Raw genomic sequence first — 12,107 nt, 5'->3', positions numbered from 1 at the left:
GGGGCAGCTCCGGCCACATCACCGCGACACGCGGCCTCCGTACTGCTTACAGGTGATCGAGCCTGGACGCAGCCTCGATGGGCCGATGCCGGCATCACGCGCCGGAGTTCACCTTCTTCGGGCAGGAGTCCGGCGATGAGATCCCAGATGTGTTTCGGCCGAACCCGTACGAGTCACATGATGCTGTCCGGACCGAACAGGGCTACGCGTGGTCGGCGCGCGGCGACCAGGTCGTTCCCGCCGGCCGATGGTGAAGGCGGCCGTACCGGGGACACGGCCGGCTCGTGTGGTGCAGTACGGCTGCGCCTGCCCGGTGCCTGATGGATATAATGACCGAACCATCCTGTTACTCAGGCGCGGAAGCCCCCCACTTCGGTGGGGGGCTTCCGTCTTTCCGGGAGTCGGCTACCCGTTCAGGCGACCTGCAGCTTCGGACGGCCGGTCGGGGTGGGCGGCGTCTGCTGGTACGTCGGCAGCTTCAGGTTGGGCAGATCTCCCGCCTGAATGCGTACGAGCGTCGCGCGGAAGGCCGCCTCCATGTCCTCAGGGCTCTCGTACTTCGCCGCCAGCGGGTGGAGTCGGTACGAGTTGCCGTTGCGTTCGCCGCTGCGCGGCCTGAGGACGATGTTCAGGTCGCACAGGGGCGCCATGAGGCCGCTGACGGCCTGGGGCGTGACCCCGTACTCCGCCGCCATGTCCTTCTGCCGGACCGGGAGGGCTCCCCCGAAGTCGCTGCGGGAGACGAGGTACTGGAGGAACTTGACGGCGGACCCGGACAACGGCAGGGCCCAGATGCGCTCCGCGATGATCGGAGACATGACGTTAGCCATGGGAGAGCCTTCCTCGTGAGCGGGTGCCCGCGAAGGGGCATGGCAGAACTATCACCCGGTACGCCTCCTTCTGCGAAGGCGGGCTTCGGCCTCGTAGCCGAAGTCGAGGTCGAGCTCCTCCTGGTGGGCACCTTCGGGGCCCACCGCGTAGGGGAAGGCCTCGACGTCGTGCTCGTGCCGGTCGGAGATCTCGGAAAGAACCTCGTGCTGGGCCGTGCTGTTGCCGTGGAACCACAACCGCACGTTGATCTGGATACGACCGTTGCCGGCCTTTTCCACCCAGTTGTAGCCGCAGAGCGCCTGGACGGCTCGATTGACCGTGGACCGCGTGATCATCTTGCCGCCCTTCTGAGCGGCGATCTTGTTCAGTCCGTCCGTGATCTCCTGTTGCGTGTACGGGGTGATGCCGGTCCCCGGTACCTGCCCTCCGGCCACGAAGAGGAACACGCACAGCTGGGACTTGGTGATGCTGTTCGCGACGGCCAGCTGCGCCAGCAGCTGCGTGAACCAGTTGCTGGCCAGGCTGTATCCGGCGCCCCCGGCCATGTCGTGTACGGCGCGGGGGTCGGCCGCGTACTCGAAGTGGACTCCCTTGAGCCTCCGGCGGCCTCCGGGGTCGGTGGCCTCGACCACCTTCTCCCCGAGCTGCTGGCCCAGGACCGCCAGGATGTCTCCGTACTCGGCTTCGTTGCCCGCGGCGGTGGGGACGGGTACGGGCCGGGGCCCGCGCCGACGACGGGCGGGCGGATCAGATGTCACTGGACCTCCTTGTTACTCAGGCGGTCCGAGAGTATCCAAAAAATCAACGTGTGCTTGTCTTTTGACGCCCCGGCGCGCCGGATGAGCCCTCGGGGCACACCGCCGTTCGAACGCTGCGCCAAAAGTCCATGCCTCGTGGAGTTTTTCTGCGTCCAAGCGCCGGAAGTACATGGCTGCTTGATTTTGTGTGTCGCGATGACGGCACATCATTGTAAAGCCCACGCATGCATTCTGGCTCCTCCGGGTCCGAGGGCCACCTCTCTGACCTGCAGTGTTTCCAGGGCTGTTGGCGCTGTCCGAAAATCAAGCAGTGCTTGATTTTTTCGCGAAATGTGCTCGCCAGGTACACATTTCGAAACCCCAAATGTGTCCTGGGGGACACATGGGGCGCGACAAACATGCAGGTCAGGGGTCTGAAATCGCGGCGCCCTCTTATTAAAGAGCAGCTGTCGAGGACGGCCGTGAGGCTCCATCAGGTTCTTGTCTGTGAGCAGCACGAAGCACCGCTCAACAGGTCGATCGGTGTGTCAACAGTCGACGAAGCACCACGGCTTCCCCACTCCGACCTGGGCCAAGTCACCTCGAAGTCCACGAGGGCTGTACTTTTCGTGCTTCCTCCGCACCCCCGGCCTCAGCCACATCCGGTATCAACCACCCTCTGCCGCCGCCCTCATGCCCAGTGAGGGCGCCCAGCGCCCGAGGGGTGCGCGGCCGACCGTCAGGGAGGCCGTGCAGGGCGTGAGGGGTGGGCTGGTCCAGGGCGCCAAGCACCTGGCGAGGGGGTCTGGGGGGCGAGTAGCCCCCCATGCCAAGGCCGGTCCAGCGCGGCCAGGCGCTGGCGGGGTCCAGGGGCTGGCCCCTGGGATGTTCGGTCCGCAGTCACCGACGGACAAGATCCCCTATGTGGTGGGTATGCGCTTTCTGGTCCGCTGCCGGCCATCGCCGTGAGGGCTTGGAGGGTCCTGCGCTCCACGACCMGCTGATGTTCGAGCTGTGGCCGTATCCGGGTTCGGCAATCCCGACCCTGAGTTCATGGCTCCCCAGCCGCTCGGCTTCCCGTGCAACGTCGTCGGCAGCATGCAGGTGTGGCAGTCGCAGTGCAATCTGCGTCCGGGGAAGACAGGCTGGCGATCCCCTTTCGCGGCCTGACGGGCGACCGTGTTCCCTACGCCCATGCGCGCGATCCTTGGCCATTCGAACATCTAGTCAATTTTCCGACATCTCTGGCAATTTTGGACCGACAGAACCGGGCCTCAAAGGCCCGAACTCGACTGACCCGGTGTGATGTGACCTTCCCTCACACGTGAAGCCGTCAGCGGGCCGCACAGCGATTTTTGCCCGGCGGGAACCGCCGTGTACGGCTGCGGAGACGCTCTCGGACGAAGTCGGGCTCCATGAAACGCTCCGGGGAGGTCCGTGGAGTTCGAGGGCTTCCGGGGCTAGGTAGGGAGGGTCGAGTGAGACCGGGCGGGGCTGGGAGGGTCATATGACTTCATACGGGCGGGGGATGTTCCGGAGGTCTCCCGCCCGTAGGCCTCGTCACGGATCCAGAAGGAGACGTTGACGATCTCACCCCAGGGGGTTCCGGTTTCCGCCTCCAACTGCAGGAGCGGCCGGTGCCCCTTCGTGGGGTGGGGCGTCGCGGCTGTCGCACCAGCCGAGCCGGCGGTGTCGCGGAGTCGGCAGCCGCCGGCCCCACCACTCCCCTACCCGGCAGCGTCCGGACCGGTGGGCGGAGCGGTTTGGGGGCGGAGGAGGGGCGAATGGGCGGAGTTGAGGAGGTCGGGACGGGTGCCAGGGAGCGGGGCGGGGCCGTGTCGGCGTCGTGGTTCGCTGAGGTAACCGCTCGTGTTTCGGGCGAACTCCGCGCATAGCCGGACAAGAATCTTCGGTGTGCCTCTTCGCCTTCCCCCAAGAAGGTTAGTAAGGTACCCGCATGACCGCTCCATACGACCCGGAAGTCAGGGAAAAGGTAGTTGCCAAGCTGCCGGCGTCCCTGCGGCAGGAACTCAAAGTCCGCGCAGCCCAGTTGGGCGTGGACATCCAGGACGCCGTCACCGAGGGGGTGCGCGCCTGGCGCGCCGACGCCTCGGCGGCAACCCCCGTGGACACCTCGGGCGCCTCGTCGTTCTCCACCTACCTCCCCACCGGCCTGTACGGGGAGTTCAAGGACGACTGCCGCGCGCGTGAGATCCCGTACAACCAGGGCCTCGCCCAGTCCATCCGGCTCTGGCTCGATACCCATCCCTCCCCCGTCGGCCGCCGCCGCCCCGCGAACGAGGGCGCCCGCCGGATCGTGGTCTGCAACCAGAAGGGCGGCGTAGGCAAGAGCGCCATCAGCAACGGCGTCTCCCAGGCCCTGGCCGAGACCGGCGCCCGGGTCTGCGTCATCGACTTCGACCCGCAGGGGCACCTGACGCGTCACCTCGGCGCCGACATGCTCTCCATCAAGGAGCCCAGCCTCGCCAAGCACATGCTGGGCGAGATCGAAGGCCGCGTTCGCGACCTTCTCGTCCCCATCGAGCACGGGGTGTTCGCCGGGCGCCTCTTCCTCCTGCCCTCCTGCAAGGACGCCTTCCTCCTCGACGCCCGCCTGGCCACCACCCGGCACGTCCGGACCAAGGAGACCGCCCTGGAGAAGGCGCTGGAGGAACTGGAGAAGGAGTTCGACTACATCGTCGTCGACTGCCCGCCGAGCCTCGGCTACACCATGGACACCGCGCTCTACTACGCGCGTACCCGTGACGGCGAGGCCACGAAGACCTCCGGCATCATCGTCCCCGTCCAGGCCGAGGACACCTCCGCCGACGCGTACGACATGCTCACCGAGCAGCTTGAGGACCTCATCGACGACCTCGACATCGAGATCGCCCAGCTCGGTTTCGTCGTCAACCTCTACGACAGCCGCAAGGGGTACGTCGTCACCTCTTCCCTCAACAGTTGGAAGGAGTTCGGCGACCCGCCGGTCATCACGGTCATCGCCGACCTCAAGGAGCAGCGTGAGGCCGTCCGCGTGAAGCTGCCCCTGCTGCACTACGCACCCGACTGCGAGCAGTCCGAGGCCATGCGTGAGATCGCCCGGAGGATCGCGGCATGAGCAAGAGCGACCTCCTCGGTACCGGCGCCGCCTTCAGCAACGCCCGCCGTGCCGGCGGCCGCAGCGAGCGAGGCCGGGCCAAGGCCATAGCGCAGGGCGACGTACCGTCGTACGAGCTGATCCGGCTCCCCCTCGACCAGGTCTCCCCCAGCCCCCTCAACCCCCGCCGAAACTTCGGCACGGACGAGGAGAAGACCCGTTTCGGCGAGGAACTGCGTCAGGCGCAGCTGTCCGCCTGTGTCGTCACCACTCGCGGCGCCTATCTCGCACTGTGGCCGGACCACGCTTCCCGGATCGGCTCGGCGACCCACGTCCTCATCAACGGTGAGCGCCGATTCCGCAGTGCCCTGCATGTCGGGCTGGAGTCCCTCGACTTCGTCGTACGCGACGACCTCGCCGCGTCCCGGACCGACTTCATCGACCACCTCCTGGCTGAGAACCTGGAGCGCGAGGACTTCGACGTCATCGAGCGCGCGCGGGGTGTGCAGCAGCTGGTGGAGTCGTGTGCCGAGGAGGGCCGAGAGCACGGAGCCAAGTCCCGTGCGGCGGAGCGGCTCGGGCGCTCGCCGTCCTGGGTCACCAACCAGCTGGTGCTGCTGGAGCTGCCCGAAGAGATCCAGATCCGGCTCAGCTCCGGCGAACTGCCCGAGCGCGATGGGCGGCTCCTGGCCCGTGCGGCGAAGGACCGGCCGGGTGTCGGCGCGGCCGAGCTCCTCGGCTTCCTGCAGCAGAGCAAGCAGCAGGAGGCCGAGGTGAAGGCGGCTCAGCGGGAGATCTTGCGGAGCGCCCAGGAGTCCGTGGCGGACCAGACCGGGGGAGTGCCGCAGCCACCGGAGCCAGCCGCGCAGCCCGCCCGACTTTTGTCCGCGGACAAAAGTCGGGACCCCGAGCCCCAGCCGCCAGTGCGTGAGGAGCCCTCGGCTCCGGTCGCCGAACGGGTTGCTGAAGCCCCTCTTTCTGCACCGGTTCTTCCTCCCGCGCCCGTAGCCGCTCCGGAGCCGGTTCAGCCGGTTCAGCCGGTTCAGCCGGTCGAGAGCGAGTACGCGGACGAGCGCGAGCCGGAGGGGGTGATCCCTTCCCAGACCCGGACCACGGACACCCCGTCGGTCTTGTGGCAGGACCCGAAGGCGATGTACGAGGCGATCTGGGCCAACATGTCGCCGAAGCACCGGGCAGAGCTGACGATGCTCCTGATCGAGAACAACCGGCGAGGCTAGCCCCCGTCCACCCCAGCCAGGGCCCCACCGCACATCGCGGTGGGGCCCGACTTTTGTCCGCGGACAAAAGTCGGGCCTCCGGCAGGAGGGCCCGGGGGAGTGAGGTGACCGCGTCGGGGTCTTGATGGGGCGTGGGCGGAGGCGGCGCCTGCGGTAGTGCCGTACCTCTTGCGTAGAGGTTCAGGCGGCGGGCGATAGGCGCATGCCGATGCCGGGTCCGTTCGAGAGCCGCCCTCGACTTTTGTCCGCGGACAAAAGTCGGGCACCGCTGGAAGCCGATGGTGGGGGAGAGGGGCGGTTACGTAGCGCCTGTGCTCTTGCGGTGCGGGCATGGCTGACACGCCGTCCACTGGACAACCGCCGAGCGGGCTCGACCTATGACGAGCTCTGCGAGCGCTACCTGGAGCCGGACGATGTCGTCGTGCCTCGGGCGCCGGCGCCGGCAGCGGTAGCGGCTGTCTGCGGCGAGGCGGAGTTTGGCGGTCAGCTCACCACCGGGCTGACCCATTGCGTGGTCGGCGGGTCGTCGGCCTGACCCCTCTTCTTTGCAGGCCCCGGCGGCGGTCGCACCGATCACCAGTCGGTGATCGCGCCACCGCCCATCTGGTATCCGAGCGACCTGCGGTCGCCGGGCAGGGGGACGGAATCCAGGGCGAGGTTCCCTGCCCGGCACTGGGCGACAGGCTTGGCTGTAGTTGTTCCCTCCGGGTGGGTGAAGCCGACTTTTGTCCGCGGACAAAAGTCCAGTGCCCTGTCTCAGCGACGTTCGAAGTGGCCGGGGGGCTCCAGCTCGACGAAGGGCCGCTTGCCGACCGGCCGCGTGTGGGCGTCGGTCTTCAGGTCGGTGGTGCTCTCGGAGTAGATCGCGAGCTCGGTCTGAGCCAGCCGAAGTACGGCTTCTCGGCTTCTCGGCCCTCGGCGCTCCACAGCTTGAGGGGGCGAAGTTGTCCTTGCTCAGAGAGAGCCAGAGGCAGGCCGTTGCTGTGAAGAACGCCCCGACTTTTGTCCGCGGACAAAAGTCGGGGCTGTGGTGCGATGGCGGTCCTGCCCACGACACGGCAAGGCGTGCGGTCTCACGGCTTGCGGAGGCCGGAGCATGCCTTCGAGACCTTCGCCTGTCGGGCCTGACTCGTACATCCTCACCATGAGTCCGGCGGCGTCGTGGCTGGCAGCACCGGCTGATGCGTCTCTGCCCGTCGCACCGGCTCAGGACGTGTTCGGAAGGACATATCTGAAGTTGGGTCTCTTCAGTCACTGCACAGTCAGGATCACTGCCCTGACCTGCTTCTTCACCAGCGGCTGAGCGAGCGACCCAGCGGTCTGGCACCGTTTCGCCCGAGAAAGGACGACGGGAGGCGACAGCGGTGATGCCTTCCACCGTGTTCAGGCTGTTGCCGCTCGTCCTGGCCGAGCGTGTGCCTCCAACTCGTCCTGGTGGATGGCCGCTTGCGCGGAGCGGTATCGGTCAGGAGCCGGCTGTTGACCACCTCGTGGTCGCGCGTTGCTCCGTACGCTCGGCTCAGCGGCCTACCGCCACAGTCCGCACCGTCGCGCCCGCTCGGATCCGTCGTCAGCAAGTTCTCGTGGAGGCCCGACAGAGGGCGGCCCGTGGGAGACCCGTCTTCACCGGACTCCATGGGCCTCGTCGATCGCCGACCTCGCCCGATGGGAGCGTCAGCCGTACCGAGAGCCTCGAACTGCGTTCGCGGTGACTTCGCCGCAGACCGCTTGGCCGGAGCAAGTCCGGACAGCCACGATTGCCATGTCGTTTCGGCGTCATCCCTCACACCAGGATGTCCCGCCGACCGCGCGACATCAGCGCCACCAGCTGAGGAGTCAGAGGCCGGCCTGCTCGGTGGGCTCTGAGGCCTCGGACTGCGTCGGCCCGGCCCTCATGCCTCCGGCGGCTGCAGGACCGCAGGCCACAGGCGTTCCTCCAGTGGGGTTCTGCGGTGGCGTACCGCGGCGTCGCGGAGGCCGGCCATGGCAACGTCGCGGTACGGGCTGGCCGCCAGTTCGTGGGCGGCGTCGGCGCGTACGTCCTCCTCCCGGCGGCGGGCGGCGGCCGTGTCGAGGGCCTTCTGGAGCATCGCCTGGGGGCCGTCGGCCAGGCCCCCGATCAGCCGCAGCCAATCCTCGCGGTCCACGGTCGAGGCCAGCCGGGTCAGCGGCTTCTGCCACTTCCACCCCAGCCGGGTGACGTGGTGGGGGTCCGCCAGGCCGGAACCCGCCGTCCGGCGGGCCACCGCGAGCGTCACCTCGACGGCCGACCCGGGTCGAACTCGCAGAGGCGTTCCGTCAGGAAACCGGCCCCCGAGTCGTGGATCGCTGCGGTGTCGGCCGAGAGCCGGATCTGGCCGGCCACGGTGTCGACCGCCGCGGCGACGGCTTCCCGCGTGCCCAGCGGCGCGAAACGGCAGCGGAGGAACGAGCGGAGCAGAGCGACCTCCCCGGCCGAGGCGTCCGGGACGACCGCCGAGGCCAGAGCCGCGTCCAGTCCCTCTCAGCCGTGCTCGCCGCCGACGGCCGCGACCGAGGAGACGTCGTGGCCGTTCCAGTGCCGCAGGACCGTGCACGCGGTGGACCACCGCCCGCTGCCCACCTTCGCCGCCAGCCGCGCCTGCACCGCGAGCGACGGCCGGTCGGCGGCGCCCATGCGGACCACGTCGCCCCACAGGCGCAGCGCAGCCAGCTTGGCGCTCGGGTCCGGACACGGGCCTCGGTCCCACAGATCGGCGCACCACTCGGCCAGATCCGGCCCGAACCGATCGAACAGCGCCCGGGCCGGGGCGGCGGCCGAACCGGGCTGCTCCACCGTGCGCTTGGCCAGGGCGGCGAGCCAGGGGATGGCGGCCGTCGGGACTCGCACACGCAGTGCCTCCATGACCAGCCGATGGGCCTGGGGGCGTGATCGGTGAAGGCTGCCTGGACCACCCCGATCATCGTGTCGCGGTCCCGGGGGCCGTGGTACGGCCTTCCGCCCCGGAACCCCGGCCATGCGTTGCGGCCTTGGGCCAGCTGCGCGTGCCGGAGTCCCTCAAGCGTCCGCCAGCGCTCCAGCGCGACGACCGCCCTGGTGTGCCCGGACGTGGCCAGGGGGACGAGGAGCTTGGTGGCGCCGTCGAGTGCCAGGAAGGTGTCTTCGATCCTGTCGTTCCGGCGCCCCATGGAAGGCCAGTGCACGAGCCCCACGGAAGGCCAGCGCACGATCTCCTTCAGCCGGGCCGGCGGCAGCTGGGCCAGGCCGGTGACCGCGAACCGCAGGGCCGGGGATCCCGTAYGAGGGCCCCGGCCGCCACGCGTGTCGAAGAGGTCGAGCCGGGCGGCGCACCAGGCGGCGGCCGCACGTGTCCCCGGGGCGTCGGGGGCCCATGGAGCAGGGGTGGCAGCAGGAAGGCCGCGATGGTGCCGACCGTGTCCCGGTCCCGGCACAGCGCTACGGTCTCCTCCAAGAGCTCGGGCACACCGTCGGCTGCCTCGCGCAGCAGCGTGCCGACCCGGCCGAGCACTGCCCGCAGCCGGGAGTTCGGTACGTCGAACGGCTTCTTCCCCTCGGCCGCCAGATCACGGATCACCTCCCCGGGCGACCTGTCGGGGGTGGAGAGGGCGGCGGCGAACCAGTGGGCGTCCAGCGCCGCCTGGGCCTGCCGCCACTCCTCCACCGGCGTACGGGCCTCCCACGTGCCGGAGCCGCTCCCCTCCTGCGCGTCCCCGACTCCGGCCGGAAGCCCCTTGTCGGTACCGAGGCCCTTGTCGGTACCGAGACCCTTGTCGGTACCGAGCCGCTGAGCGATCCGGGCCGCGACCGGGAAGAGCGCGTCCCACTCCGGATCCCCGGTACGCCGGTGGATGACGGCCACGCACTGGAGGGCCACGGCCTGCGGGTCCGGCTCGCGCCTGAGACAGCGCACCGGGTCGGTGCAGAGCTCGGGCAGGAACGCCCAGACGACGTCCGCGGTCCTCCCGTCCCGCCGCCCGAACCTGCACAGCACGTCCGGTACGCGCCACTCCACGCGGGCGCCGGGGCGGGAGCCCCGCTTGAGCACGACGCCGAGGTCCTCGGCCACCCGCTCGGGGTTCGTGTGCTCGCGGGTCGGCAGCAGCGTCAGTACCTCGCGCACCATCGCCGGTGACGCCTTCTCCCGCAGGTACCGGTGGAACACCGCGCGGATGTCGCCGTACAGGTCGTCCGGAAGCAGCGCGCAGGCCCGTACCGCGATCACCTGGAGGTCGACGTCCTCGCTCCCCAGGAGTTCGCAGAGCAGCTTCTCCGCGTCGTCCCGTACGCGGCCCCTCGCGCGCATGCGCTGGACCAGGGCCTGTTCCGCGACCACCGCCCGCAGGTAGTCGTCCGGGTGCTCCGCCAGGTGCCGGCCCAGCGCCCCGTAGTACGACTGCTTCTTCTCGGAGGCGAGGCGCACCAGGCAGCGGCCCGCCGCGTACTCGAACAGCGTCCGGTGGAAGAAGTGGACGCTGGAGCGGCGGTCGGCCGCGTCCGCGACCACGCTGCGCCGGTCGAGCTGTACCAGCAGCTCCAGCGGATCGTCGTCGCCGGCCTCGGGGTTCGCCCCGGGCAGGCGGCCGACCGCGTCCGCGACGGGCAGGGCCACCGCCCCGTCGTGCAACATGAGGCGGGTGAGGGACTGGGCCGGCCAGGAGAGGTCCGGCGAGTGCGGCACGGTGTGCCCGTCGGCCCCCTGGCGGCCGTCCTCGCGGACCCGCCGCTCCCAGTAGCGTTCGTACAGCCCCGCGGCGTCGATCTCGGGAGCCGGCGACTGCGGTGCGTACACCTCGAAGAGCATGCGCAGCGTCGGCGGCCTGGCGACCACCTCGCGGACGGGCAGCCCGCGCACCRCGGCCTCCAGGAGTGCCGCCACCGCCTTCGCCCGGGCGGTGGGGGAGGCCGCCGGCAGGTAGTGCAGGCAGTACGTGGACAGGGCGCGCTCCAGCTCCTCGCCGCTGTGGAAGTCGCCGACGCGGCAGACGACGTCGGACGGTGTCCTGCCCAGGAGACCCTGGAGGGCGTTGCCGTCGCGGGTGCGGCAGGTCAGGGCGAGCGGTACGTCCCGCTCCTGGCAGGCGGCGACCGTACGGCTGAGCACGCTCCGGCCGTCCCGGGCGTGCAGGAGCAGGTCCGCCGTGTCGAGGAGTGCGACGCAGCCGGCCGTCAGGCTCAGTTCGAAGGACTCCAGCAGCCGTTCTCCCTCGCCGGGGGTGAGCAGCTGCTCCGCCCGCAGCAGGACCGGCCGGAGCGCCGTGCCCGCGCGGATCTCGTCGGACGGAGGGACGGTGCGCGTCTCCCGGAGGGGGGCCACCGCCCGTCGGCCGTCGAGGAGCTCCGCCAGGTACCACAGCAGGCTCGACTTGCCGGCACCCGCTTCGCCCAGCACCACCTGGACCGGCTGGCCGGGGCTGCCGGCCAGGGCCTGCTGCTGCAGGACGCGCGCCAGGCGCTCCTCGGTGCCGCGCCGCACGTACACGTCCCGCAGCGAGACCGGTGGGACATCGGCGGAGCCGTGGTCCGGGTGTCCGGGCGGTCGCCCGAAGCGGTACGCCTGTGGGTACGCACCACCGCCGGGGTGTACCGGACGCGGCTCACGGCTCGGCGGAGCCGCCGCGACGACCGCTGACACCAACACCGCTCCCGGTCCGTCCGCTGGTGGCCCCGATGGGGTCACCGGCCGGGTACGCGCCGGCGCGGTCGCGGTCCCCGTATCCGGCGCGCCCCGTACCGCCGAACCGGACACGTATCCCGCCCGAATCCCTTCGCCGATGGCGCCCGTGAGAGCAAGATGGGACCTGGCAGGGGACACACCGCCTGGTGGGCTTGATCTCAGTGGGGTGAGGTAGATGGGCTGGCGGCACACGGACGCGGAGACGCCCGTGCGGCGGGGCGCCGACGGGCAGCTGTACATGGCCGTGCAGGACGTCACCGCGATGCTCCGCGACATGGCGCGGGCGTTCGACCTGCAGGCGCAGTCGGGCGAATTCGCGTGGACGGCGGAGGGCCAGGCGACCCAGGACAGGCTGGACGTGGGCACGATGCGCACGGTCGCGAGCATGCTCTGTGCGCAGGCCGACGAGATGGACGTTCAGCTCATCGCCATCGCCGGCCAACACCCCTTCGGGTAGCCGCCACCCGCGGGCCGTACGGCCCCCGCACCCCCGACGACGCGTGTCATGTGGCCGGTTGCTGCGGTGCGG

9 protein-coding genes are annotated in these 12,107 nt (G+C 69.9%); 3 read left to right on the top strand and 6 right to left on the bottom strand.

Going from position 1 to position 12,107, the window contains the following annotated elements:
• Positions 1–413: 413 nt before the first annotated feature.
• Positions 414–830: a hypothetical protein gene (locus tag AB4039_RS05215; protein ID WP_266846449.1), complete on the bottom strand. Its 417-nt coding sequence runs from the start codon at positions 828–830 to the stop codon at positions 414–416.
• A gap of 51 nt (positions 831–881) precedes the next feature.
• On the bottom strand, positions 882–1,589 hold the full coding sequence (locus AB4039_RS05210; protein ID WP_266846450.1) for a hypothetical protein: 708 nt from the start codon (positions 1,587–1,589) through the stop codon (positions 882–884).
• Positions 1,590–3,525: 1,936 nt separating this feature from the next.
• Between AB4039_RS05210 and AB4039_RS05205 the strand changes: the two genes are divergently transcribed.
• Both AB4039_RS05205 and AB4039_RS05200 read left to right on the top strand, forming a co-directional pair.
• Positions 3,526–4,686, top strand: coding sequence for a ParA family protein (locus tag AB4039_RS05205; RefSeq protein WP_266846451.1), 1,161 nt, complete (start codon positions 3,526–3,528; stop codon positions 4,684–4,686).
• Positions 4,683–5,903 carry a ParB/RepB/Spo0J family partition protein gene (locus AB4039_RS05200; RefSeq protein WP_442270105.1) on the top strand — a complete coding sequence of 407 codons (1,221 nt, stop codon included), beginning with the start codon at positions 4,683–4,685 and terminating at the stop codon, positions 5,901–5,903. Before AB4039_RS05205 ends, AB4039_RS05200 begins: the two co-directional genes overlap by 4 nt.
• A 756-nt stretch (positions 5,904–6,659) precedes the next feature.
• Here the strand turns inward: AB4039_RS05200 and AB4039_RS05195 are convergent.
• From AB4039_RS05195 to AB4039_RS05180, 4 genes are all read right to left on the bottom strand, one after another.
• Positions 6,660–6,830: a DUF2199 domain-containing protein gene (locus AB4039_RS05195; protein WP_442270104.1), complete on the bottom strand. Its 171-nt coding sequence runs from the start codon at positions 6,828–6,830 to the stop codon at positions 6,660–6,662.
• 965 nt (positions 6,831–7,795) lie between these two features.
• Positions 7,796–8,149 (bottom strand): hypothetical protein, encoded by a 354-nt coding sequence (locus AB4039_RS05190; protein ID WP_442270103.1) that lies wholly within the window; start codon positions 8,147–8,149, stop codon positions 7,796–7,798.
• A gap of 257 nt (positions 8,150–8,406) precedes the next feature.
• Positions 8,407–8,772 (bottom strand): hypothetical protein, encoded by a 366-nt coding sequence (locus tag AB4039_RS05185; RefSeq protein ID WP_266846455.1) that lies wholly within the window; start codon positions 8,770–8,772, stop codon positions 8,407–8,409.
• A gap of 346 nt (positions 8,773–9,118) precedes the next feature.
• On the bottom strand, positions 9,119–11,383 hold the full coding sequence (locus AB4039_RS05180) for a hypothetical protein (protein WP_442270102.1): 2,265 nt from the start codon (positions 11,381–11,383) through the stop codon (positions 9,119–9,121).
• A gap of 370 nt (positions 11,384–11,753) precedes the next feature.
• Here AB4039_RS05180 and AB4039_RS05175 point away from each other — a divergent pair, with 370 nt between their 5' ends.
• Positions 11,754–12,035, top strand: coding sequence for a hypothetical protein (locus tag AB4039_RS05175; protein ID WP_266846457.1), 282 nt, complete (start codon positions 11,754–11,756; stop codon positions 12,033–12,035).
• The last annotated feature ends 72 nt before the right edge of the window (positions 12,036–12,107 follow it).

The organism is Streptomyces sp. M-16, assembly GCF_052114405.1.
Lineage (GTDB): Bacteria > Actinomycetota > Actinomycetes > Streptomycetales > Streptomycetaceae > Streptomyces.
The sequence above is the reverse complement of the archived record's forward strand: the minus strand, read 5'-3'. Positions and strand labels throughout refer to the sequence as shown.

Excerpts from the sequence above, each read along its gene's own strand:
- AB4039_RS05215 (WP_266846449.1), bottom strand. The coding sequence starts at position 830 with ATGGCTAACGTCATGTCTCCGATCATCGCGGAGCGCATCTGGGCCCTG.
- AB4039_RS05200 (WP_442270105.1), top strand. The coding sequence starts at position 4,683 with ATGAGCAAGAGCGACCTCCTCGGTACCGGCGCCGCCTTCAGCAACGCC.
- AB4039_RS05205 (WP_266846451.1), top strand. The coding sequence starts at position 3,526 with ATGACCGCTCCATACGACCCGGAAGTCAGGGAAAAGGTAGTTGCCAAG.
- AB4039_RS05175 (WP_266846457.1), top strand. The coding sequence starts at position 11,754 with ATGGGCTGGCGGCACACGGACGCGGAGACGCCCGTGCGGCGGGGCGCC.